The sequence below is a fragment of the Amycolatopsis halotolerans genome (assembly GCF_042647905.1).
GTDB classification, from domain to species: domain Bacteria; phylum Actinomycetota; class Actinomycetes; order Mycobacteriales; family Pseudonocardiaceae; genus Amycolatopsis; species Amycolatopsis halotolerans.
Genome location: NZ_JBHRWI010000036.1, coordinates 31,529 through 53,237 on the forward strand (window position 1 = coordinate 31,529; position 21,709 = coordinate 53,237).

23 protein-coding genes are annotated in these 21,709 nt (G+C 69.6%); 12 read left to right on the forward strand and 11 right to left on the reverse strand.

Going from position 1 to position 21,709, the window contains the following annotated elements; translation table 11 throughout:
• Nucleotides 1-168: 168 nt before the first annotated feature.
• Nucleotides 169-1,995, reverse strand: coding sequence for an AMP-dependent synthetase/ligase (locus tag ACFORO_RS28850; protein WP_377873655.1), 1,827 nt, complete (start codon nucleotides 1,993-1,995; stop codon nucleotides 169-171).
• A 146-nt stretch (nucleotides 1,996-2,141) separates the two neighbouring features.
• On the opposite strand from ACFORO_RS28850, the gene kynU reads away from it, so the two are divergent.
• From kynU to ACFORO_RS28880, 6 genes are all read left to right on the forward strand, one after another.
• On the forward strand, nucleotides 2,142-3,332 hold the full coding sequence (kynU, locus tag ACFORO_RS28855) for a kynureninase (RefSeq protein WP_377873654.1): 1,191 nt from the start codon (nucleotides 2,142-2,144) through the stop codon (nucleotides 3,330-3,332).
• A gap of 211 nt (nucleotides 3,333-3,543) precedes the next feature.
• The gene (locus tag ACFORO_RS28860; protein WP_354747183.1) at nucleotides 3,544-3,831 is read left to right on the forward strand and encodes a hypothetical protein; all 288 of its coding nucleotides are present in this window, start codon (nucleotides 3,544-3,546) and stop codon (nucleotides 3,829-3,831) included.
• Nucleotides 3,832-4,207: 376 nt separating this feature from the next.
• The gene (locus ACFORO_RS28865) at nucleotides 4,208-6,739 is read left to right on the forward strand and encodes a sensor histidine kinase (protein ID WP_377873653.1); all 2,532 of its coding nucleotides are present in this window, start codon (nucleotides 4,208-4,210) and stop codon (nucleotides 6,737-6,739) included.
• Entirely contained in the window at nucleotides 6,739-7,155 is a 417-nt protein-coding gene (locus tag ACFORO_RS28870; RefSeq protein ID WP_354747179.1) for a roadblock/LC7 domain-containing protein, read from the forward strand. The genes ACFORO_RS28865 and ACFORO_RS28870 overlap by 1 nt, the downstream gene beginning before the upstream one ends.
• Entirely contained in the window at nucleotides 7,155-7,526 is a 372-nt protein-coding gene (locus ACFORO_RS28875; protein ID WP_377873681.1) for a DUF742 domain-containing protein, read from the forward strand. The genes ACFORO_RS28870 and ACFORO_RS28875 overlap by 1 nt, the downstream gene beginning before the upstream one ends.
• Complete coding sequence (locus ACFORO_RS28880; RefSeq protein ID WP_354747177.1) at nucleotides 7,507-8,106, forward strand: GTP-binding protein; 600 nt, start codon at nucleotides 7,507-7,509, stop codon at nucleotides 8,104-8,106. The genes ACFORO_RS28875 and ACFORO_RS28880 overlap by 20 nt, the downstream gene beginning before the upstream one ends.
• Before the next feature lie 29 nt (nucleotides 8,107-8,135).
• Here ACFORO_RS28880 and ACFORO_RS28885 read toward each other — a convergent pair whose 3' ends face one another.
• Nucleotides 8,136-8,597, reverse strand: coding sequence for a DoxX family protein (locus ACFORO_RS28885; protein WP_377873652.1), 462 nt, complete (start codon nucleotides 8,595-8,597; stop codon nucleotides 8,136-8,138).
• A gap of 139 nt (nucleotides 8,598-8,736) precedes the next feature.
• Here ACFORO_RS28885 and ACFORO_RS28890 point away from each other — a divergent pair, with 139 nt between their 5' ends.
• A complete protein-coding gene (locus tag ACFORO_RS28890; protein WP_377873651.1) occupies nucleotides 8,737-9,195 on the forward strand; it encodes an NUDIX domain-containing protein in 459 nt (152 codons plus the stop codon).
• 368 nt (nucleotides 9,196-9,563) lie between these two features.
• Here the strand turns inward: ACFORO_RS28890 and ACFORO_RS28895 are convergent, their stop codons facing one another.
• The 4 genes from ACFORO_RS28895 to ACFORO_RS28910 form a co-directional block, all read right to left on the reverse strand.
• Nucleotides 9,564-10,220 (reverse strand): HAD family hydrolase, encoded by a 657-nt coding sequence (locus ACFORO_RS28895; RefSeq protein WP_377873650.1) that lies wholly within the window; start codon nucleotides 10,218-10,220, stop codon nucleotides 9,564-9,566.
• 36 nt (nucleotides 10,221-10,256) lie between these two features.
• A complete protein-coding gene (locus tag ACFORO_RS28900; protein ID WP_377873649.1) occupies nucleotides 10,257-11,057 on the reverse strand; it encodes an alpha/beta fold hydrolase in 801 nt (266 codons plus the stop codon).
• Nucleotides 11,058-11,176: 119 nt separating this feature from the next.
• Nucleotides 11,177-12,307 carry a metallophosphoesterase gene (locus ACFORO_RS28905; protein ID WP_377873648.1) on the reverse strand — a complete coding sequence of 377 codons (1,131 nt, stop codon included), beginning with the start codon at nucleotides 12,305-12,307 and terminating at the stop codon, nucleotides 11,177-11,179.
• Nucleotides 12,308-12,907: 600 nt separating this feature from the next.
• The gene (locus tag ACFORO_RS28910; RefSeq protein WP_377873647.1) at nucleotides 12,908-13,321 is read right to left on the reverse strand and encodes a DnaJ family domain-containing protein; all 414 of its coding nucleotides are present in this window, start codon (nucleotides 13,319-13,321) and stop codon (nucleotides 12,908-12,910) included.
• Nucleotides 13,322-13,441: 120 nt separating this feature from the next.
• Here ACFORO_RS28910 and ACFORO_RS28915 point away from each other — a divergent pair, with 120 nt between their 5' ends.
• Nucleotides 13,442-14,245 (forward strand): TetR/AcrR family transcriptional regulator C-terminal domain-containing protein, encoded by an 804-nt coding sequence (locus ACFORO_RS28915; protein ID WP_377873646.1) that lies wholly within the window; start codon nucleotides 13,442-13,444, stop codon nucleotides 14,243-14,245.
• Nucleotides 14,246-14,247: 2 nt separating this feature from the next.
• On the opposite strand, the gene ACFORO_RS28920 is transcribed toward ACFORO_RS28915, so the two are convergent.
• From ACFORO_RS28920 to ACFORO_RS28940, 5 genes are all read right to left on the reverse strand, one after another.
• Entirely contained in the window at nucleotides 14,248-14,982 is a 735-nt protein-coding gene (locus ACFORO_RS28920) for an alpha/beta fold hydrolase (protein ID WP_377873645.1), read from the reverse strand.
• A complete protein-coding gene (locus ACFORO_RS28925; protein WP_377873644.1) occupies nucleotides 14,983-15,591 on the reverse strand; it encodes a TetR/AcrR family transcriptional regulator in 609 nt (202 codons plus the stop codon).
• Between the two features lie 61 nt (nucleotides 15,592-15,652).
• Nucleotides 15,653-16,567, reverse strand: coding sequence for an SDR family NAD(P)-dependent oxidoreductase (locus ACFORO_RS28930; RefSeq protein WP_377873643.1), 915 nt, complete (start codon nucleotides 16,565-16,567; stop codon nucleotides 15,653-15,655).
• A gap of 53 nt (nucleotides 16,568-16,620) precedes the next feature.
• Nucleotides 16,621-17,787: a lytic transglycosylase domain-containing protein gene (locus ACFORO_RS28935; protein ID WP_377873642.1), complete on the reverse strand. Its 1,167-nt coding sequence runs from the start codon at nucleotides 17,785-17,787 to the stop codon at nucleotides 16,621-16,623.
• A gap of 219 nt (nucleotides 17,788-18,006) precedes the next feature.
• On the reverse strand, nucleotides 18,007-18,972 hold the full coding sequence (locus ACFORO_RS28940; RefSeq protein WP_377873641.1) for a helix-turn-helix domain-containing protein: 966 nt from the start codon (nucleotides 18,970-18,972) through the stop codon (nucleotides 18,007-18,009).
• Between the two features lie 51 nt (nucleotides 18,973-19,023).
• On the opposite strand from ACFORO_RS28940, the gene ACFORO_RS28945 reads away from it, so the two are divergent.
• The 4 genes from ACFORO_RS28945 to ACFORO_RS28960 all read left to right on the forward strand — a co-directional run bounded on the left by ACFORO_RS28945 (nucleotide 19,024) and on the right by ACFORO_RS28960 (nucleotide 21,644).
• Nucleotides 19,024-19,413 (forward strand): cupin domain-containing protein, encoded by a 390-nt coding sequence (locus ACFORO_RS28945; RefSeq protein WP_354750032.1) that lies wholly within the window; start codon nucleotides 19,024-19,026, stop codon nucleotides 19,411-19,413.
• A 40-nt stretch (nucleotides 19,414-19,453) separates the two neighbouring features.
• On the forward strand, nucleotides 19,454-19,957 hold the full coding sequence (locus ACFORO_RS28950; RefSeq protein ID WP_354750034.1) for a winged helix-turn-helix transcriptional regulator: 504 nt from the start codon (nucleotides 19,454-19,456) through the stop codon (nucleotides 19,955-19,957).
• 137 nt (nucleotides 19,958-20,094) lie between these two features.
• Entirely contained in the window at nucleotides 20,095-20,607 is a 513-nt protein-coding gene (locus ACFORO_RS28955; RefSeq protein WP_377873640.1) for an SRPBCC family protein, read from the forward strand.
• Nucleotides 20,607-21,644, forward strand: coding sequence for an LLM class flavin-dependent oxidoreductase (locus tag ACFORO_RS28960; protein ID WP_377873680.1), 1,038 nt, complete (start codon nucleotides 20,607-20,609; stop codon nucleotides 21,642-21,644). The genes ACFORO_RS28955 and ACFORO_RS28960 overlap by 1 nt, the downstream gene beginning before the upstream one ends.
• Nucleotides 21,645-21,709: the final 65 nt, after the last annotated feature.

Consider the following 21,709-nt stretch of genomic DNA (forward strand, 5'->3'; position numbering starts at 1 on the left):
GGGTTCCCCTCACGGACGTGCCCGCAGGGCGGGACGCGGCCAGGCGGGTAGGGGAAGGTGTCGCGTTCCTTGTCATAGCGGCCGCTACCGAGAAAACCCCGATGCGGCATTCGGGCAGCGGGGTCCGTAGACAGCCGGAACACTGTGCGCCCTAACCGGCACAGCCACTCACGAGGAGTAGAGCGAGGCGATGTCGGAGCCGTAGCGGTCGTTGATCACCCGGCGCTTGAGCTTGAGCGTCGGGGTCAGTTCGCCGGTTTCGGGCGTCCACGCCGTGGTGATGACGTGGTACTTCTTGATCTGCTCGGCCCGCGCGAGCCTGCTGTTCGCTGATTCGACGGCCCGGGCGATCTCCGCTTGGACCGCCTCGTGCGCGGCGAGCGCGTCGATCCCGGCCGCTTCGACGCCGTTGGCCGCCGCCCAGCCAGGGGCGATCTCGTCGTCGAGCACGATCAACGCGGTCACGTACGGCCGCGCGTCGCCGATCGCGACCGCCTGGCCGATCAGCGGGTGCTCCTTCAGCAGGCCCTCGATCCGGGTCGGCGCGATGTTCTTGCCGCTCGAGGTGATGATCAGTTCCTTCTTGCGGTCGGTGATCGTGACGTACCCGTCGTCGTCGATCGTGCCGATGTCGCCGGTGGCGAACCAGCCGTCGGCGTCGGTGGCCGGTTCGATCGTGCCGTCCGGCTGCAGGTAGCCGAGGAAGACGATCGGGCCGCGGACGAGCAGTTCGCCGTCCTCGCCGGTCTTCACCTCGACGCCGTCGATCGGACGGCCGACGGTGCCCGCGCGGAACGCGTCGGCGCTGTTCGCGGTCGCCGCGCCGGTGGTCTCGGACAGGCCCCAGACCTCGCGGATCTCGACACCCAGCCCGGCGAGGAAGTACAGCACCTCCAGCGGCAGCGCGGCCGCGCCGCTGGACGCGATGTGCAGCTGGTCGAGCCCGAGCAGCCCGCGCACCGGCGCGAGCACGGTCTCGTCGGTCTTCGCGATGCGTTCGGCGAGATCGGCGGGCAGTTCCTCGCCCGCGCTGCGGAGTTTGTAGCCCTCTTGCAGGAGTTCGTTCGCCGAAATGAGCGTCTCGCGCCGGTCCTCGGGCACGCCGGCGAGCATGTTCTTCAGGCCCGCCACCATCTTTTCCCACACCCGCGGCACGCCGAAGAAGCTCTGCGGGTGCACCTGGCCGAGCGCCGCGACCACGCCGGACGGATCGCCGACGGTGTGCACGTGGCCCGCCGCGACGATCGGCAGATAAATCGACAGCTCGCGTTCGGCGATGTGCGCGAGCGGCAGGTACGCGATGTTCGTCGGGTGCATCGGAGCCTTGTGCAGCGTGTGCACGGCGATGCCCTCGTGGATCGCGTTGCGGTGCGACAGCACGACGCCCTTGGGGTCGCCGGTGGTGCCGGACGTGTAGATCATCGCGAGCGGGTCGTCCGGGCGGATCGCCTGCCACGCTTGCTCGAACGCCTCGGAGTCGGCGGCGAGCGCGGCGCGGCCGGCTTCGCGCACGGCGGAGTACGCGACGAACCGGTCGTCGCCGTCCGGGATCGCGGATTCATCGATGACGACCACGCGGCGCAGCGCGGGCAGATCGTCGAGGACCGGCAGCCAGCGGGACAGCTCGTCGGCGCCGGCGAGGACGACGACCGGGGCGGCGCTGTGCCGGGCGACGTAGCGGATCTGGTCTGGGCTGAGCGTCGCGTACGCCGTGCAAGGGATGGCTGCCAGGTGCACCGCGGCGAGGTCGGCGACCAGGTGGTCCGGCGAACTCGGGGCCATGATCAGCATCCGGTCGCCCGTGGCGAGGCCGAGCCCGGCGAGCCCGCGCGACACCTCGGCGATCGCAGTCCGGAACTCGCTCCAGGTGAGCGTCGGACGGCCTTCGAGATCGAGCGAGGTGAGCGCGGGCCGGTCCCCGTACTCGACGGCATTGCGCCGCAGCAGCGACGGGATGGTGCGGCCCTCGGCTTGTTCGGCGATCGACTGGGTCAACGCTGACCTCCTCCGGTGGTGCCTGGTCAGGTCACTGTAGGTCGTCGAAGCGGCGGCCGATAGAGAATCCCGGCCAGCCTCGGCGCTCGATAGGCGGGCCCGCCTCCTGTTAGAAAGAGAGCGAACCGGGACCCCGAGGAGCGTCGATGACCGAATCCGCTGTGCGCGGCCAGAGCCTTGCCGACGAGGCGGCCGCGCTCGACGCCGCCGACCCGCTCGCCGCGAAACGCGCGGAGTTCGACCTTGACCCGGAAGTCGCGTACTTCGACGGGAATTCTCTTGGCGTGCCGCCGAAACACGTCGCGGAGCGGGTGACCGAGGTCGTCCGGCACCAGTGGGGGCGGCGGCTGATCCGGTCGTGGACCGAGGGCTGGTGGGAGGCCCCGCAGCGGGTCGGCGAGCGGATCGCGCCGTTGGTCGGGGCCGCCGCCGGACAGGTCGTGGTGGCGGATTCGACGAGCGTGGACCTGTTCAAGACGCTCGTCGCTGCGGTGCGGGCGAACCCCGGCCGCGACGAGGTGCTGGTCGACGCGGCGACCTTCCCGACCGACGGCTACGTGGCCGACCAGGCGGCCCGGCTCACCGGGCACACCGTGCGGCGCGTGCCGGTGGCGGAACTGCCCGGCGCGGTGAGCGAGCGGACGGCCGCGGTGCTCGTGAATCACGTCGATTACGTCAGCGGACGGCTGCACGACATGCCGTCGGTCACCGAGGCCGTGCACGCGGCGGGCGCGCTCGCGGTGTGGGATCTCTGCCACAGCGTCGGCGCGATTCCGGTTCGGCTCGACGCGTGCGAGGTCGATTTCGCGGTGGGTTGTACGTACAAATTTCTCAACGGCGGACCGGGTTCGCCCGCGTTCATCTATGTGGCGCAGCGGCATCAGGCGGAATTCGATCAGCCGCTCGCCGGATGGGCCGGGCACGCGGATCCGTTCGGAATGGAAGCGGGATATCGCGGCAGCGCGGGGATCGCGCGCGCCCGCGCCGGCACGCCGGACATCCTGTCGATGCTGGCGCTCGACGCGGCACTGGACGTGTGGGATGGCGTCGACCTTTCCGTGCTGCGCGCGAAAGGCTTGGCACTGGGCGATTTCTTCTTCCGGTGTGCGGACGAACTGCTGCCGGGAGCCGACATTCCGACGCCGCGCGACCACGTTCGGGGACACCAGGTTTCAGTGCGCGACGCGGGCGGGCAGCAGACGATGGACGCACTGCACGAACGCGGCGTGCTGGGCGATTTCCGGCCGCCGGACGTGCTGCGGTTCGGGCTGGCCCCGCTGTACACGACTTACGCCGAGGTGCTGCGGGCGGTGACCGTGCTGCGCGAGGTGCGCTGAAAAGAATTCGCGCAATATCCGTGCGGATTCGCGAGGATCCGGCCGGATTTGCGCGTCCTGGGTGAACAATCGGTGTCCTGCTCGCCCCTTCGGGTGATCGACGGGCGCGCCGCGCGCTGCCCGGCGGGTATGCTCAGCCCCTGTTTTTTCGCGGGCAGGAGCCGATCGGGGAGCGGCGCCGCCGGGCGAATCCGGGGCGGAAGGGGCCGAAATGATCGAGACCCGCGGTCGGGAAGTGCCGCTCTCGTATGTCGTGACCCTGCTCGTCGGCGTGGCCCTCGGCTTCGTGCTCGCGCGTTTCGGCGACTTCATCGGGCGCTATCCGGTCGAATCGACGCTGGTAGCGGTGCTGATCGCGTCCGTGGCGGTGCTGGCGTGGGCGTGCCGGGAGATGTTGCACGATCTGCTCCGGCGCGACCGTCCGGTCGCGCCGGAAACGGAACCGGCTCCCGGGCCGCGGCTTTCCGCGCACCGGCCGCCGAATGGCGTCCGGCGCTGAATTCCGGAAATTGATCTCAGGTTTCCGTTCGATTCCGCCGCTGATGCGGAAATGCGCATAAGTTTCCGGTTAGTTTTCGCGGGCACCGGGCCGTGATCGACCTCACGCGCGGGCGCCCGGCGGGCAGCGGCGCGGCCGGTGCGACCAAGGTCACGTCCGGTGGTGATCAGTTTTCCAAGCACCGCAGTGGGTTACTAGCAGGTAACAAGAGGATGACGGCAACGCGGGTCCGGACTTGACTCGCCCGTCCGGGTTGCTTACCGTCGTCGCGGGCAACGCAGACCACGGTGAACTGTGATCCGGCTGGTCGGACCGGTGCAACGAAAACACCGCGGACCCGAATACCACAGCAGTGCCGGAAGGAAAACGGATCACGGTGAAGCAGAATTCCGGGCGAAAGGGCCGCGGCTCCTCGATTCGCTCTCGCGTGCTCGCGATCGCGTTGATTCCTAGCGTGGCGTTGCTGATCGTCGGTATCGCGCTCGCCGGATACCTGATTTTCGACGCGTCGCAGGCGCGGAGTTACGCGCAGAAGATTCGCGGTTCGGAAGGCCCGGGCATTCCGTTCCTGCTCGCCGCTGAACAGGAACGCCAGCTGTCGATGAGCGTGCTGGCCGGACAGGACGCCGCGCGCGCCGCGCTGCTGGCCACCCGGCCGAAGACGGACGCGTCCGCCGCGCAGATCACCTCGGTGCTGCAGGGCAACTTCGCGAGCGACTCGAACGTGCCCGCGAGCGTCAAGCAGAACATCGCCACGTTCGCGGCGCTGGAAGCGAAACTGCCGCAGCTGCGCCAGCAGGTCGACTCCGGCCAGGTGCCGCGGCTCGAGGTTTTCTCCTTCTACAACCAGATCATCGACCAGTTCACCCAGGGCGTCGCCGGGCTCGCGCAGGCCGCGCGCGGCGCGGACAACGCGTACGCCCGGCTGTCCGCGATCCCGATTTTCAACGCCGCCGAGGAAATGCAGCGCAGCGACGCGCTGGCGTCGGCTGGGCTCGCCGCGGGCGGGCTGTCCGGCGACGAGCAGCGCGCGTACCTCGGCCAGATCGGCGCGTATCACGCGCAGCTCGAACAGTCGGTGCCGCAGATGGTGCCCGAGGTGCGGGCGAACTACGACAAGCTCGTCTCGAGTCCCGCGTGGACGACCGTGACCCAGGTCGAGAACGCCTTGCTGTCCGGCGCGAAACAGCTTCCGGTGCCGCTGGAGCAGTGGCGGACCGACGCCAAGCAGGTCGCCACCACGCTGATGACGATGTTCGCCGCGCAGAGCGCGCACGCGACCAACGCGGCGATCACCGACGCGGACGACACGCTGCGGAACTCGATCATCGCGGGCGCGGCGGCGGTGCTCTTCGCGCTCGTCGTGGTGCTGATCGCGCTTCGGCTGTCGAACCGCTTCATCTCCCGGCTCGCCCGGCTGCGCGAGGACACCCTCGACGCGGCCGAGGTGCGGCTGCCGGAACTCATCGACCGCGTCCGGGCGGGCGAGCCGGTCGACCTCGACGAGGGCGGGCATCTGCTCGACCACGGCACGGACGAGATCGGCGAGGTGGCCGAGGCGTTCAACCTGGCGCAGCAGTCCGCGCTCGCCGCCGCGGTCGAGGAGGCCAAGACCCGGCAGGGCACCAAGGCGGTGTTCCTCAACATCGCGCACCGCAGCCAGGTCATCGTGCACCGGCAGCTGAAGGTGCTGGACGCCGCCGAGCGCAAGCAGGAGGACCCGGACCAGCTGGACACGCTGTTCCGGCTCGACCACCTCTCCACCCGCGCGCGGCGCAACGCGGAGAACCTGATCATCCTCGGCGGCGGCCAGCCCGGACGGCAGTGGCGCAATCCGGTGTCGCTGGTGGAACTCGTCCGCGGCGCGGCGGCGGAGACCGAGCACTTCGCGCGGGTGAAGACGGCGAAGCTGCCCGACGTCGCGGTGCGCGGACCGGTCGTCGGCGACCTCGTGCACCTGCTCGCCGAGCTGATCGACAACGCGACGTCGTTCTCGCCGCCGGAATCGCGCGTCGAACTGCGCGGCAACGTCGTCGGCAAGGGCGTCGTGATCGAGGTCGAGGACCAGGGACTCGGCATCGAGCAGGACCAGGCCGACGAGTTCAACGCGATGCTCGCCGACCCGCCGGACTTCGGGATCATGGCGCTGTCCGACGAACCGCGGCTGGGCCTGTTCGTGGTCGCGCGGCTGGCGTCGCGGCACGGGATCTCGGTGCACCTGCGCGAATCCGCGTACGGCGGGACCCGGGCGATCGTGTTGGTGCGCAAGGATTTGCTCGCGCCGATCAGCGAGACGGAGCCTTCGGACACCGAGGCTGACGCGTCTTCGGAAGAGGATGGGACGCCGGAGCTTTCCCGGCTCGCGGTGGAGCCGTCGCGGCCCGCGCCGGAATCGCAGCGCGCTGAGCCGCAGCGACCGGAGCTGCCGCAACGGAAAGCGTCTCGCCCGGAACCAGTGCAAGCGGAACAGTCGCAGCCGTCGCGTGTCGCGCCGGAACCTCGGGTCGCACCTGAGCCTCGGGTGGCACCGGAACAGCAGCGGCCGGAGTTGCCTACGCGTCGCGCCATGCGTCCGGTCGCCGAGGCGCCGCCGGTCCGTCCGCCGCAAACCCGTCCGCAGCACGAGCAGCGTCCGCCCGCGGACAACGGCCGGGCGCCGCGTCCGGCGGTCGAAAACGGCCGCGCCGCGCCGCCGCGTCCGCCTGGTCGTCCGCCGCTTCCGCAGCGGCGGCGGCAGCAGAACCTGGTTCCGCAGTTGCGCAGTGACCGGCCGGCCCCGGAATCCGACGACGTCCGCGAGGATTCGCCGGAGCAGGCCCGCTCCCGGCTCAGCGCGTTCCAGCAGGGCACCCGGCGGGCCCGCGAGGCCGATCCCGGGCACGACAACAGGTACGGAGATCGCGACTGATGGCCAACAACGGAGTCAACGAGCTCGACTGGCTGCTCGACGACCTCGTGCAGCGGGTCGCCGGCGCGGACCGCGCGGTGGTGCTGTCCGCGGACGGGCTGCTGATCGGCCGGTCGGGCACCCTGTCCGAGGCGGACGCGGAGCACCTGTCCGCGGTCGCGTCGGCTTTCCAGAGCCTCGCCCGCGGCACCGGACGGCACTTCGGCGGCGGCAACGTGCGGCAGACGATGGTCGAGATGGACCACGCGTTCCTGTTCGTCACCGCGGCGGGCCGGGGCGCCTGCCTCGCGCTGCTGGCCGGGGTCGACGCGGACATGGGGCTCGTCGCCTACGAGATGAACCTGATGATCAAGCGGGTCGGCGCGGTGCTCACCGCGGCGCCGCGGGCCGGAGCGGTCCAGCGGACCTCGCCATGATGGCGCGGGGGCGCGAGTCCTGGTACGAGGACGAGGCCGGTCCGCTGGTGCGGTCCTACGCCGTCACCGGCGGGCGGACCCGGTCCGACACGCGCGGGCTCGACCTCATCACGCTCGTCGTCGCGCTGCGCACCGCGAACGAGACGCCCGGCCTCGAACCGGAGTACTCGCGCATTCTTTCCCTGTGCCAGCGCCCGGTTTCGGTCGCCGAGGTGGCGGCTCGCGTCGACCTGCCGCTGCCCGTGGTGAAGGTGCTGCTGAGCGATTTGATAGAACGCAACCTCGTACTCTTCCGCACCGCGACGCCGGTGACCGACGCCCCCAGCCCCCACGTACTCCAGGCGGTTCTCGATGGCATCCGGAAACTCTGAGCCCCGCCGGTCGCTCACCGCGCAAGCGGTGAAGGTGCTCGTCGCCGGCGGCTTCGGGGTCGGCAAGACGACCCTGGTCGGCTCGGTCAGCGAGGTGCCGCCGCTGCGTACCGAAGAGGTGATCACCGCGGCGTCCGAGGGCGTGGACGACCTGTCCGGCGTCGAGGGCAAGACCACCACGACGGTCGCGCTCGACTTCGGCCGGATCACCATCAATCCCGAGCTGATCCTGTACTTGTTCGGGACGCCGGGGCAGGACCGGTTCTGGTTCATGTGGGACGAACTGGCCGACGGTGCGTTGGGTGCGGTGGTGCTGGCGGATACTCGTCGGCTTGAATCCTGTTTTCCCGCAGTGGATTTCTTCGAGCAGCGCGGGTTGCCATTTGTGGTCGGGGTGAACTGCTTCGACGACGCTTACCGGTATGGGACTGAGGAAGTCCGCGGGGCGTTGGATCTTGATCCGCAGGTGCCGTTGCTGTTGTGCGACGCGCGGGAGCGGGACTCGACCAAGCAGGTGCTGACTGTGTTGATGGAGCATGTGCTGGGGCGGGCAATGCTGGTGAGCGGCAACCCCGGTTAGGTTCCGGGATTGCCGCTCTGTCGCGGGTTTCAGCGACGGCGCAGATTGTCCAGTGCGGCCGCCCCCGGTCCCACCACGGCGATGGTGAGGAAGATCCAGGCGAACAGGGCGGCGGGTTCGCCCATGTTGTGCAGGGGGAGAAGGCCTTCCGGGGCGTGCACGGTGAAGTAGGCGTAGGCCATGACGCCGGAGAGCACCGTTGCGGAGATTCGGGTGAAGAGGCCGGCGAAGACCAGGATCGCGCCGACTACCTCGATCAGGCTGGCCCACCATCCCGGCCACTGGCCCAACGGGAGCGCGCCGCCTGCGTTGTCGATGCCGCCGAAGAGGCCGAAGCCCATCAGGCCGTGGCAGAGGAAGAGGAAGGACACTACTGCGCGGAAGAGGGCCAGGACGGTGGGGCGGGCTCGGTCTGCCAGGGACTTCTTGCCTTCGGCGGCGGGGGTGGTCTCGGCGGCCTTGGTGGTCTTCGGGGCGGTGGTGGTGGTCATCGTGGGGTCCTTCCCAGGTGGCTGTTGGGCGCCTTATGCCTCTGCGTCGAACTGGGTTGGCTTGGATCGACACAGTGCCGGGAAGTTTTTTCTGCGGGGGTGTTTGGGCTGGTCAGGTGGGGGCTGGCAGGGTGGGGGGATGGTTGTCAGGCGTAGTGCTGGGGTGTTGGTTTTTCGGCGGGGCGCGGCGGGGGTCGAGGTGTTGCTCGCGCATATGGGCGGGCCGTTCTGGGCTAAGAAGGATCTGGCTGCTTGGTCTTTGCCTAAGGGGGAGGTTGAGGACGGGGAGTCGGTCGAGGTGGCTGCTCGGCGGGAGTTCGCCGAGGAACTGGGGGTTCCGGTTCCCGAGGGGGCTTGGGTTGAGTTGGGGGAGGTTCGGCAGTCGGGGAAGGTCGTGACTGCTTGGGCGGTGGAGGGGGAGCTTGATCCGGCTCAGGTGGTGCCGGGGGTTTTTGAGATGGAGTGGCCGCCTCGGTCTGGGCGGATGCGGGAGTTTCCTGAGGTGGATCGGGTGGAGTGGTTTTCTCTTGAGGTGGCTCGGGAGAAGTTGGTTAAAGGGCAGCGGGGGTTTTTGGATCGGCTTGTCGAGTTGGGGTGAGCTGCTCGTCGCCTGGCGGCGACATTGCGCCCGGGCGTGCGTGGGGCACCCCGAAGCTTGATTGTGCTGACGGTCTGGGGGTGCTTGTCAAGGCGGGAAAGATGCCTTGACAAGCACCCCCGGACCGCAGGGACGCTTCGTATCGGGGTGCGGGGGTGGGGCTGGGTGCCTCGCTGGTTGGGTGCGTCGGCGGCGGTTTCGGGTTGGGGCTAGCGCCCCAATGTGGCATTGGGTGCGTCAGATGCACCCAATGTGGCGTTGGGTGCGTGGGATGCACCCAATGTGGCGTTGGGGCGCATCGCGGCGACGGGTAGGCGGGCGGTCCGTGAAAGGCTCCTTGAGGGAATCAGATTCCCTCAAGGAGCCCTTCACGTCCCGAATTGCCGCAGTAGCGCGCTTAGCGGGGCGGTGGTGAAAGCGGGGAGGACTTGGTCTGCTTTGGCGAAGTCCAGAGGTGCGGTGATGGGGTTTGGCACCGCGATGGTGGTGATTCCGGCTGCTTTCGCCGCGCTTACGCCGTGGGGTGAGTCTTCGAAGGCCAGGGCTTCTGCTGCGGTTACGCCCAGGGTGCGCAGGGCTGCCAGGTAGGTGTCTGGGTCTGGCTTTGGCTTGTGGCGGTCGCCCGTTTCTACCGCGGTGAAGCGGGAGGCCAGGCCTAGGCGTTCTAGTTGGCCGTGTACCCAGGTTCCGGACGAGCTTGAGGCGACGCCTAGCGCCAGGCCACGGCGGGCGGCCTCGTCCAGGTAGTCGAGTACGCCTTCTCTTGGGCCGTCTTCGGCTAGGAGTTCGTGTACTCGGGTGCGCATGGCGGGGCGCAGGGTTTCCGGGTCGATGCCTTCTGCTTGTTCGGCCAGGAGTTTGAACATCGTCGCTGCGGTGTTCTGGGTGCCGATTACTGTGTGCCAGACGTCCAGGGGCAGTTCGACTCCGTGTCCGGCGAACATTTCTTGCCAGGAGCGCAGTACCGCGGCTTCCGTGTCGGCGAGGGTGCCGTCGAAATCGAAGATCAATGCTCGCGTAGCCACGTTCCGCAGCCTGCCTCACCTGGTCCGCCGGCGGGGTCAGTTCGTGGCGAAGAACTCCGCCAGTACCGGGGCCAGTGCGGCGGTTTTCACCAGGTGCGTCTGGCCGGGGAGGGTGCGGTAGTCGGCGTTCGGCAGCTGGCTGGCTGCTGCTGCGACGCCGTTGCGCATCCACTCGGGGCTCTTGCCGCCGTCGATGATGAGGGTGGGGGCGGTGATTCCGGACCAGCGGGCTTCCGGGAGCGGGCGGCCTGCTTGGTTGTCGTCCATGATTTGCGCGTCGTAGGCGAGGGTGTGGGCGACGCGCTTCATGCGCGGCCACGCGGGCATCAGGCGCATCATGGTGACCATCAGGGCGGGCAGTCCTACGCCTTCGGTCATGAAGGTCTTGATCGCGTCGCCTGGTTTTCCGGCGGCCACTGCTGCTTCCAGTTTCGCCTGGTAGCCGGCGGGGACTCGCTTGCGGGTGCTGTCGACGACGAAGGGCGGTTCGTAGACCGCGACCTTCTTCGCCGGCACGCTGCGGTGGGCGGCTTCCATCACCAGGGCCGCGCCGGAGGAGATGCCGTACAGGCCGATCTCGCCGCCGGCTTCCTTGGCCAGTGCGGTGATGTCTTCGATTTCGCGCTCGACGTCGTACGGGCTCGCGTCGCCGCTTTCGCCCCTGCCCCGGCGGTCGAAGGTGTAGACGGTGAAGCGGTCGGAGAGGGCCTTGGCGAGGTCGTCGTTCGGGGTCGAGGTGCGGTAGCAGAGCGCGCCGTCGACGAGGACCAGCGCGGGGCCGGAGCCGATGCGGGAGTAGGCGATCTGGGTGCCGTCGGCGGACGTGACGGTGGGCATGGTGTTCCTCCTCGGAGTGGTGCCGTGGGGAGAACTCTCGCATCCGACTAGTGCAGTTGTCAAGACAAAAAAATTGTTCGGTGGGATGTGGCGCTGTTGACGAGGGCGCGGGGCTGGGGTTAGGCGCTGCGCAGGGTGAGCAGGGCGATCTCGTTGGGGGCGAAGACCCGGAAGGGCGGGCCCCAGAAGCCGGAGCCGCGGCTGTTGTACAGCTGGGTCGGGCCGTGCCGGGTGAGGCCGGACAGGGTGGGCTGGTCGAGGCGGACCAGGAGGTGGAAGGGCCAGATCTGGCCGCCGTGGGTGTGGCCGGAGATCTGCAGGTCGACGTTTTCCTCGCGGGCCTGCGCGACCTGTTTGGGCTGGTGGGCCAGCAGAACGACGGGGACCTCGGGATCAGAGCCGTCGAGGGCGGCGGCCAGGTCGGGGCCGTGGCCGGGGAGGCCCGAGGCGGCTCCGGTGGGGTCGTCGATGCCGGCGAAGAGCAGCCGGGCGCCGTCGCGTTCGATCAGTGTCGAGCGGTTGTGCAGGGTGTCCCAGCCGAGGCTCGCCATGTGGTCCAGCCAGGCCTGGGCTTCGCCGAAGTACTCGTGGTTGCCGGTGATGTAGAACCGGCCGAGCGGTGCCTGGACGCCGCCGAGCGGGTCGACCTGCTTGCGCCGCTTGGCGACGGACCCGTCGGCGAGGTCCCCGGCGTGGCAGACGACGTCGGGCCGCAAGCGGTTCAGTTCGGCGACCAGGCGCTCGGACCAGCGGGTGCGGTCGAGCGGGCCGTAGTGGGTGTCGGTGATGACTGCGACGCGCAACCCGTCGAGCCCGGCGCCGAGCTTCGGCAGCACGACGTCGACCGCCTTCACCGGCGGCACCCGCATGGCGGTCCGGTTCCCGCTGACGAGCAGCACCGCCGCGACGGCGAGCGTGACCCCGGCTACGATCCGTGGCCGCGCGGGATCGTCCACTCCGGACACCAGCAGGACCAGTCGCAGCACGTGCGTGAGGACGCTCCAGGTGAACAGCACCCAGACGGCGCCAAGCGTGACGTCCCCGACCCGCGCGGCGGCGTCGCTCTGCTTCGGACCGTGCCCGAGGACCATGAGCACCGGAAAACTCAGCGCCGCTACGCCGAAAACGACCGTGCCGACGACGGTGCCCGCGACCGGCCACTCCGGCAGCAACACGAGCACCGACCACGGCTCGCCGAACAGCAAAAGCACCGCGGCGACCACGAAGGCAACCCGACGAACTCCGACCACGGTTCTCTTCCCTTCGCCCAGGTGCTACCCAGCGTAGCCGCAGTCGGGGAGTGGGTGGCGGGGTGTGAGGGGAGGGCGGGAGTGGTTTCGGTGGGTGGGGCGGTTGGTGCTGGGGCGGCGGCGGAGTTTTGCGGGCGGGAGCGCGGGACTTTCGGCGGCTGGTCGAGTGAGGTGGCGGTGGAGTTTTGTGGGCGGGTGGGGCCGTCGGGGTGGGGTGGCGAGGCGGGTGCGCGGGATTTTCGGCGGTGGCCCGGTCGAGTGAGGCGGTGGTGGAGTTTTGTGGACGGGTGGGGCCACCGGGGCGGGGTGGCGAGGCGGGCGCGCGGGGTTCGGCGGTTGGCCGGTTCCGGCGGTTATGGAGTTCTGTGGGCGAGGTTCGGCGAGCGGGCGGGAACTCCGACGGCGGCCGGTTGGGCGAAGCCGCGTTCCGCAGGCTCTTGGGAAAGCGGCCGCGGTCGATCCCATCCGGCGGCACCCGTGCGGCGGCCGTCTCCGGCAAGTACTGCGCGGATTCACCTCGCGTGGCTTAGGACGCGCCCCGCCTGCCTTCCGGGAAAGGGATCCATCGCGGCCGGGCAAGGCGGGCCTAGCTCGCGTGCATCAGGATTCTCCGCGCCCCGCAAGCCAGCTCGCCACCGTTTCCTCCACGTCCAGCGGCCTCGCCCGCAGCGCGGGGCCGTCCTGGGGCATCGCGTGGGTCTTGCGGATGCGGTCGTTCAGGTCTTCGACGATCTCCCGCACCTTGCGTTCGGAGCGGATTTTGGCCAGTTTCCCCGGCAGGTCTTGGATTTCGCGCGGTATGGCGAGTGACGGCGGCAGAAAAGCGGACCGGTCCAGGTCGCCTTCGCGGGCGCGGCGGATGGCCCAGTCGGTCGCCGCGTCGCGGCCGGTGGGGGGTGGCAGGGGTTTTCCGGTTCCTGGCAGGTCTTCGAAGTCGCCGCGGGCTTCGGCGTCGGCGATTTGCCGGTCGACCCACGTGCCGTACGACACGCCCGGTGGTTTGCGTTCCGTCACGGGAACCACCTCCCTCGCTCCCCAGCGTAGCGGCCCGCGAGCCGCCGCGGAGGGGACGAAGGTCCTGAAACGGCAGGTAAGATCCCACGCTGATGCGTACGAAGGCCGGGAGGGGACGCGATGATCGTCGAGCACGAGGGCGACGGTCCCGAGGCTGCGCGCGAGGAGGTCGCGCGCACGCTCGCCTTGTTGTGGCGCGACTGTACGGGTGCTCCGGAACCTTCAGCGCGCGGCAGGCGGCCGACGCTCACCGTCGAACGGATCATCGTGGCGGCCATCGCGGTCGCGGACGCCGAGGGGCTTGTCGCCACGTCGATGCACCGCGTGGCCAAGGAACTCGGGGCGGGCACGATGACGCTCTACACCTACGTTCCCGGCAAAACCGAGCTGATCGACCTCATGGTCGACACCGTTCTCCTCGAACGGAATCTCCCCGGGCCCGGCGAGCCCCGGCCGGAGGACTGGCGTGCGCAGGTTCGCGTTTACGCTGACCGGACGCGCGACATTTACCGGCGGCATCCGTGGCTGCGGGAGCGGTCTCGGGTGCGGCCCGCGCTCGGTCCGGGGCAGTTGGCCGGTCAGGAATATTTGCTGTCCATTATGGACGGACTGGGGTTGCCTGCGTGTGAGGTTGTCGCGGCGGCCAGTTCTGTCGCGGGCTATGTGGACGCGAACGCGGCGGCCGAGGCGGAGAGTGTCCACTTGGAACAGACCACGGGGCAGTCCAACGACGCGTGGTGGGGGCAGCGTTCTTCGTTCTGGTACACGTATTTCGACGTCGAATCCCACCCGGCGATGAACCGGACCTGGCTTGCCGGCGGGTTCGACAAGCCTTCCGCGAAGCAGGCGTCGGACGCGTCGGAGTTCGGATTGGACCGGCTGCTCGACGGGATCGCGGACCGGATCGGCCAGGTCGACAAGTAGGCTCACGCATTGGCGATAGCGTCGATTTCGCCGATCAGGTCTGGCCACAGTGGACGCGGCAGGTCGTGTCCCATGCCCGCGTAGGTGACGAATTTCGCGCCGGGGATGGCGTCGGCGGTCGCGCGTCCGGCGCTGACTGGCTGCACGGGATCGGCTTCTCCGGTGATCACCAGGGTCGGCGCGCGTACTCCGGCCAGTTCCGCGCGCCGGTCGCCCAGGGCGTACATTGCCTTGCCCTGGCGGCGGAACGCGGCGAAATCGGTGCGGGTGTGGAAGGTTTGGCGGCCGACGTCGCGGATCCAGTCTTCGTCGTGCGGATGGCCGGGCGAGCCGACGATCCGGTAGATCCGGACGAGGTGCTCACCGGCGGATTCCGGGTCTTTGGGTCGTTTTCGGTGCAGGGCGGCGAATTTGACGAGCGTGCGGACCTTCCGCAGGTTCCATCGCTGGAGGTGGTCTGGCGCGGAGGACAGCGACGTCAGGCTCAGCACCCGTTCCGCCTGCCGGGTCGCCATCACCTGGGCGATCATGCCGCCGAGGGAGACGCCGACGACGTGCGCGGCGGGCCAGCCGAGCGCGTCCAGCACGGCGATTCCGTCCGCGGCGGAGTCGGCGAGGGTGTAGTCCGCGGTGGCGCGCGAGGACTGGCCAGCGTCGCGGTTGGCGTAGCGGGCGAGCCTTGCATCGGGGCGAGGCCACCTTGGATCAGCAGCAGCGGACGTGGGCGAACGAAACACTCATGGAGTCCTCCGTGGATCGGGGAACACCGCGGCGAGGGTTCCGGCGAGCACGCCCGCTACGTCGGTGTCGGGATCGACGCCGCGGCGCAGGGCGAGTCCGCCGCTCAGCGCGCCGAGCAGCACGACCACCTGCGGCAGCGGAACAGCTGGCGTGATCCCCAGTCGTCGGCAGTGTTCGTCAAGTACGGCAACGATTTCCTCTTCGTGCTGCCGTTGCGCGGAGACGGCGGCCGCGGCGGTTTCGGGAAGTCTCGTCACGGCGGCGGCGAATTCGGCGGTCGTCCGGCTCCACCGGGCGGCTTCCTCGTCGTCGGCGATGGTCTTCGGGGTGAGAGCGGCGATCAGGTCGTCTCGGGTGGACGCCTTGCCGAGAGCAGCCTTGAGCAGGTCGAGGTGCGCTTCGGCGCGGGCGTCGATGATCGCCAGCCACACGCCTTCCTTGCCTCCGAAGTGCTTGTACACCGCGCCGCGCGTGTACCCGGCTTCCGCGGCGATCTCCTCCACGGTCGCGGCGAGGAACCCGCGCCGGACGAGCACCGTCCGGCCCGCTTCGATCAGCTTTTCGTGCGTGAGCTGCTGTTGTTCGGCCCGCGTCAGCCTGGTCAAGGCACACCCATTCGGTAACACGACGTTTCTGGAAACACGACGTTACCAAGATGCGGGCGAGTCAGGAACCCCCGAGCGCGAACTGGATCCCGGTCGCTTCCTCGGAAAGCGTCCACAACCGACGGCCCCGCAAGGGATCCCGCGAAGCGCCCATCGCTGTGCCCAACCGTGGCCGACCCACTCCGCCGAAAGCCGGCCCGTAGTAGGAACCGCCGGTCGCGGCCGGATCGATCGCGGCCCGGACCGCGGGCCAGGCGCCGTGATCTTTGCCGTGCGTATAGGGCGCGAGCAGTCGCATCACCGGTACCGGCTTGGTGATTCCGGGTCGAGCGGGGCTGGTCCGTTCAAGGCTGAACCCCGGGTGCGCGAGGATCGCCTGCACCGGCGAACCCGCCGCACGCAGGCGTCGGTCGAATTCCATCGCGAACGATTGCACGGCGTGCTTCGACAGCGCATACGCACGAAAGTCCGAATACTTGTGCGAGCTCTGCAGATCGTCGAGGTCGTACGGATACATCCGGGTGATCAGGCTGCCCGCCAGCACTACCCGCGCGGATGAGGCGGTCAGGAGCGGCATCGCCAGCGCGGTGAGCGCGAAGTGGCCGAAATGATTGGTGCCGACTGCCAGCTCCAGGCCCTGTTTCGTCGTCCGGCGCACGGGACCGGGCGCGGTGATGCCCGCGTTTTCGATCAGTGCGTCCACCCGGTCGAGACGTCCGAGGGCCTCGACGGCGGCCGGAATGGACTCCAGGTCGGCGAGGTCCAGCGGGATCGTGCTCAACGAAGCCGAACCGACGCGGGTGCGCACCATCTCGACGGCGGCGCGCAGCCGGGACGCGTCACGGCCCAGCAGCGCGACGTGCGCCCCGGCGGCGGCCAGTTGCTCGGTGACGAAGTAGCCGATTCCGGCGTTGCCCCCGGTCACCGCGTAGGTCTTGCCCGCGAGGTCGGGCAAGTTCCGGGGATTCCACGCCACGATCGCCCCCACAGTCCGGTTTCCGGTCGGTCCGGACTATACGAACGCCGCGGTCAGTGCGTCGGCGCGGCCTCCGTCGTGGTGCTGGAAGTCGTCGTGGTGGTCGACGTGGCCGGGTTCGCCGGGGCGGAACTGGACGGCGTCGTGCTCGTCGGGGTGGTCGGCGTGGTGCTCGTGGGCGTGGTGCTGGAAGGAGTGGTCGGCGTAGTGCTGGTCGGCTTCGCCGGGGTGTTGCTGCTCGGCGCGGTGCTGCTGCCGGGAAGCTGCGTCGGCGTGCCGGGCTGGTTCGGCTGCGCCGGGGCGACCGGCGGCGGGGTGGGCGGGGCGACGTCGCCGGCCGGGCTGCCCGCGGCGGCTTCGACCGCGCCGGGGCCGGGCGGGGCCCCGATCGGGACCTTGCTGTCCGGCAGGTTCGAGACGCCGTTCCGGTAACCGGTCGCGTACGCCATCACGGTGTCCACATAGGACTGCGAGTTGTTGTACCGGCGCACCGCGAGGCGCTGGTTGGCGTCGGTGGAGAGGTCAAGGCCTCCCGAGCACAGGTAGCGCGCGGTGGCGAGGGTCTCGTCGTAGATGTTGTTCGGGTCGGAGACGCCGTCGCCGTTGCCGTCGGAGGCGTACGACGCCCAGGTCGACGGGATGAACTGCATCGGGCCGACCGCGCGGTCCCACGTCGGGTCGCCGTCGTAGCGGCCGTGGTCGGTGTCGCGGATCGCGGCGAATCCGCCGGAACCGTCGAGGACCGGGCCGAGAATGCGTTCGAGGGTGTTGCCGCGGGCGTCGACGTAGCCGCCGCGCGCGTGGTTCGACTCGACCCGCCCGATGGCCGCGATCAGCGCCCAGTCGACATGGCAGCCGGGCTGTTCGCGGGCCATGATGTCGGCCGCGTTGCGGTAGGCGCGCAGCATGCTGTCCGGGATGCCGAGCGGACCGGCGGTGGTGGCCGAGCCGGGGCCGTTCGGGTAGCCGGGGACGCCGAGCGCCTGCGGGACCGGCGGCTGCGGCAGGCTGCCGTCGACGCCGATCGGCGGGAGCGTGATGCCGGGCGGCAGGCCGGGGGAGTTCGGCGCGGACTGGGCGGCCGACGGCGGTTCCGCGGCGCGCAACGCCACCGGGATGCCGGACGACGTCACCGTCGGCAGCACCACGAGCGCGCCTCCGGCGAGGGCGGCGAAAGCCCGGCTCCGGGCGTTCCGTCCCTCCGGGCGGCGTCTGGCCATGCGTGTCTCCCCGTTCGTTCGGCCGGTCTGCGGCCAAGCTAGCGGATCTGCGCGCGATCCGGTGAGGGGTCGCCGGAATTCTGTCCGTTCCGGCCAACTTTCGTTCGTCTGGCATAAAACCTTCGGCGGGTTCCGGTCATCGGGGCTTAACCGGGATTTTGCTGAATAGGCCGAATGGAGCAATCCGTTCGTCGGGTCCACTGTGGACCCGAGGGTGGGTCACGCCGCCGGGCCGAATCGTTTCCGGTATTCCGACGGCGACAGCCCGGTGTGCCTGCGCAGCCGCAGCCGGAGGTTCGCGCCGGTGCCCAGCCCGGTGCGGGCGGCGATGCGGTCCAGACCTTGTTCGCCGCGTTCGATGAGGCGGCGGGCCAGCGTGACGCGCTCGGCGGTGAGCCAGGCGAGCGGCGTCGTGCCCAATTCGGCGCGGAACCGGCGGTGCAGCGTCGCGGCGCTGGTCGACGCGCGCGCGGCGAGGTCGGTGACCGCGAGTGGTTGATCGAGGTGCTGGCGCGCCCATTCCAGGATCGGTGCGAGCGAGGCGTCCGGAATCTCCGGCATCGGGCGTTCCACGAACTGTCGCTGGCCGCCTTCCCGGTGACCGGTGAAAACGAGGCGACGGCTTACCGTGTTGGCGATTTCCGCGCCGTGGTCACGCTGGATTACATACAGCGACAGATCGAGTGCGGCCGCACTTCCGGCGGCAGTGAAAACTGTGCCGTCCTCGACGAAGAGGACGTCGGGCTCCAGTCGGACCCGTGGGTAGTGCGCGGTGAACGCCTCGGCCCACTGCCAGTGCGTCGTGGCGCGTCGATCGTCGAGCACGCCAGCCTGAGCCAGGGTGAACGCGCCGGTGCAGAAGCTCATCAACCGCGCGCCGCGGGCGTCCGCGCGCTGGATCGCGGCAATGACCTCCGGGTCGGCGGGGGTCTGCGGATCCGGGCGGTTCGGGACGATCACGGTGTCCGCGGCGTCGACCGCCTCGAGGCCGGCGACGTCGGCGAGGGTGAAGAAGCCGAGGTGCATCCGGGCTTGCCCGCCGGGCGCCGCGAGCGCGAAGTCGTACCACGGCGTCGGCAGTTCCGGCCGGCGCAAGCCGAACAGTTCCGTCGCGACGCCCATCTCGAACGGGTTCGAGCCGTCGCCGACGATCATCACGACGCGGTGCGAGGATCCTTTCGACATGTGCGATTCCTAGCACTCCCGGCCGCCGGAGACCAGGCCCAAGATCGAACTATGACTACTCAGCCCCTCGACCTGCGGGCGGTGCTCGCCGGATTCGACGCGCCGTGGAGCCCGCGGATCGTCGCCAACGTCAACGATTACGACATCCGCCTCGCCCGGTTCGCCGGCGAGCACGTGTGGCACAAGCACGACAACACTGACGAGTTCTTCCTGGTCCTCGACGGCGCCATCGAGATCGGGCTGCGCGAAGCGGACGGCGAACGGACCGTGACACTGACGCGCGAGCAGGCGTTCGTGGTCCCGCGCGGCACGTTCCACAAGCCGTCGTCGAAGGAGGGCGCGGTGGTGCTGCTCGTGGAGCCCGCCGGGACGCTTTCGGTCGGCGACGAGCACGAGGAAGTGCCCGACACTGTCGACGTGACCGTCGGGCATCGCGTCTGACCTGCTGGGTTGCACCGTGGGACGGCGTACCCTCGCCGTCATGAAACGCACTTCCTTCGCGCAGTGGCCGTGCTCGATCGCCCGGACCATGGACCTGCTCGGGGACTGGTGGACGCCGCTGGTGCTGCGGGACGCGTTCTACGGCGTCCGCCGCTTCGACGAGTTCCAGCAGGCGCTCGGCATCGCGCGCAACACCCTCGCCGACCGGCTGCGCAGGCTGGTCGACGAGGGTTTGCTGGAGAAGCGCGCCTACCAGGCCGAACCGGTGCGCTACGACTATGTGCTGACCGAGAAGGGTCGCGATTTCTGGAGCGTGCTGGCCGCGATGACGGCCTGGGGCGACCGGTGGCTGGCCACCGAAGCGGGTCCGCCGATCGTGCTGCACCACGACGCCTGCGGGCACGACACGACCGCGACCGTCGTGTGCGCCGACTGCGGTGAGCCGCTGTCGGCGGACGACACCCGGATGCGGCGCGGTCCCGGCTTCCCCGAGCGCCTGGCACAGCGCCCCGACGTCCAGGCGCGGTTCGCGCCCCAGGAGTAGCGGTACGTGAGGGGAACCCTGAGGGAATCAGATTCCCTCAGGGTTCCCCTCACGGCTTTTGGCCTCCGTGGTGATTGACAGGGTCAGTCTTATTACGCAACTATGCTGGTCGAGACGCCAACGGAGGAGGACTCGTCATGGAGTGGACCGGCGCGCGGTACGCGGACGCCCCGACCGTGCAGGTGGACGCGTGGATCGACGGCACGCCCGAGCAGGTCTGGCGGTTCGCCTCGGACGTCGTGCTGATGCCGGAGCTGAGCGGCGAACTGCAGGCGGTCCGGTGGTGCGACGAAGGTTCGACACCGGCGCTCGGACGGTCCTTCATCGGCCACAACCGCCACGAAATGCGCGGTGAGTGGGAAACCACCTCCTACATCGTCGAATGCGAGGAACCGCGCGTCTTCGCCTGGGCGGTCAGCGACCCGGCCAATCCGACCGCGGTCTGGCGGTTCACCCTCGCCCCGGAGAACGGCGGCACGCGGCTCACGCAGTGGGCGCAGATGGGACCGGGACCGTCCGGCGTGACCGAGGTGATCGCGCGGATGCCGGAGAAGGAACAGAAGATCGTGCACGTCCGGCTGAGCGAGTTCGAGGCCTCGATGACCGCCACACTCGGCGCGATCAAGGACCGCGTGGAGACCGCCGGATGATGCGCACGGCCACCACCGTCGAGGCGTCCTCCGGCTGGCCCGGCACCCGGGATTTCGTGCTGGAGGCGGAAAAACTGGGTCTCGACGAATGCTGGGTGGCCGAGGCGTGGGGCTCGGACGCGCCGTCGGTGCTCGGCTACCTCGCCGCGCGCACGGACAAGATCCGGCTCGGCTCCGGCATCATGCAGCTCGGCGTTCGTACGCCGGTCGCGCTCGCGCAGGCCGCGCTCACGCTCGCCGAGATGTCCGGCGGACGGTTCGCGCTGGGCCTCGGGCCGTCCGGTCCGCAGGTGATCGAGGGGCTGCACGGGGTGCCGTTCGCGCGGCCGTTGACCCGGATGCGCGAGACGGTGCAGATCATCCGCAGTGCGTTCGCCGGGGAGAAGATCTCCTTCGCTGGCAAGGCTTTCCAGATTCCGTTGCCCGGCGAGTCCCGTCCGATGCGGCTGTCGACGACGCCGAACGAGGACATCCCGATCTACCTGGCCACGCTGTCGCCGCGGATGCTGGAGCTCACCGGCGAACTCGCCGACGGCTGGCTGGGCACGAGCTTCGTCCCCGAGGGCGCCGACGCGTACTTCCGCCATCTCGACGCCGGGCTCGCGAAAGCGGGCCGGAGCCGCAGTGATCTCGTGGTGTGCCAAGGCGCGGAGGTCGCGTTCGCGTCCGATGAGGACGAACTGCGCCCCATGGTCGCCGGGCGGAAGAAGGAACTGGCCTTTTCGCTGGGCGGCATGGGTTCGGCGAGCACGAACTTCTACCACGACGCCTACAGCAGGCAGGGCTGGGCCGAGGTCGCCGCTGAAGTGCGGGAACGCTGGCAGTCCGGCGATCGCGACGGCGCGGCCGGGCTGGTGACCGACGAGATGGTCCTCGCGACGACGCTGATCGGCACCGAGGACATGGTCCGCGCGCGGCTGAAGGTGTGGCGCGCGGCCGGAGTCGACACGGTCCGGCTGTATCCGGCGGGCGACACGCTGGAAAACCGCCTGGCAATGCTCGGCCGGGCACTCGAGTTGGTAACGGAAGTGCCCTGACAGACCAATGATTGGGCCATCTGGCTGCGTCGGCAGGTCCGGCTGCGCCATAGTGTCGGCGATCC

Coding starts and splice junctions, on each gene's coding strand:
- kynU (WP_377873654.1), top strand. CDS start 2,142: ATGACCGAATCCGCTGTGCGCGGCCAGAGCCTTGCCGACGAGGCGGCC.
- ACFORO_RS28860 (WP_354747183.1), top strand. CDS start 3,544: ATGATCGAGACCCGCGGTCGGGAAGTGCCGCTCTCGTATGTCGTGACC.
- ACFORO_RS28870 (WP_354747179.1), top strand. CDS start 6,739: ATGGCCAACAACGGAGTCAACGAGCTCGACTGGCTGCTCGACGACCTC.
- ACFORO_RS28875 (WP_377873681.1), top strand. CDS start 7,155: ATGGCGCGGGGGCGCGAGTCCTGGTACGAGGACGAGGCCGGTCCGCTG.
- ACFORO_RS28880 (WP_354747177.1), top strand. CDS start 7,507: ATGGCATCCGGAAACTCTGAGCCCCGCCGGTCGCTCACCGCGCAAGCG.
- ACFORO_RS28885 (WP_377873652.1), bottom strand. CDS start 8,597: ATGACCACCACCACCGCCCCGAAGACCACCAAGGCCGCCGAGACCACC.
- ACFORO_RS28890 (WP_377873651.1), top strand. CDS start 8,737: ATGGTTGTCAGGCGTAGTGCTGGGGTGTTGGTTTTTCGGCGGGGCGCG.
- ACFORO_RS28900 (WP_377873649.1), bottom strand. CDS start 11,057: ATGCCCACCGTCACGTCCGCCGACGGCACCCAGATCGCCTACTCCCGC.
- ACFORO_RS28915 (WP_377873646.1), top strand. CDS start 13,442: ATGATCGTCGAGCACGAGGGCGACGGTCCCGAGGCTGCGCGCGAGGAG.
- ACFORO_RS28935 (WP_377873642.1), bottom strand. CDS start 17,787: ATGGCCAGACGCCGCCCGGAGGGACGGAACGCCCGGAGCCGGGCTTTC.
- ACFORO_RS28940 (WP_377873641.1), bottom strand. CDS start 18,972: ATGTCGAAAGGATCCTCGCACCGCGTCGTGATGATCGTCGGCGACGGC.
- ACFORO_RS28945 (WP_354750032.1), top strand. CDS start 19,024: ATGACTACTCAGCCCCTCGACCTGCGGGCGGTGCTCGCCGGATTCGAC.
- ACFORO_RS28950 (WP_354750034.1), top strand. CDS start 19,454: ATGAAACGCACTTCCTTCGCGCAGTGGCCGTGCTCGATCGCCCGGACC.
- ACFORO_RS28955 (WP_377873640.1), top strand. CDS start 20,095: ATGGAGTGGACCGGCGCGCGGTACGCGGACGCCCCGACCGTGCAGGTG.
- ACFORO_RS28960 (WP_377873680.1), top strand. CDS start 20,607: ATGCGCACGGCCACCACCGTCGAGGCGTCCTCCGGCTGGCCCGGCACC.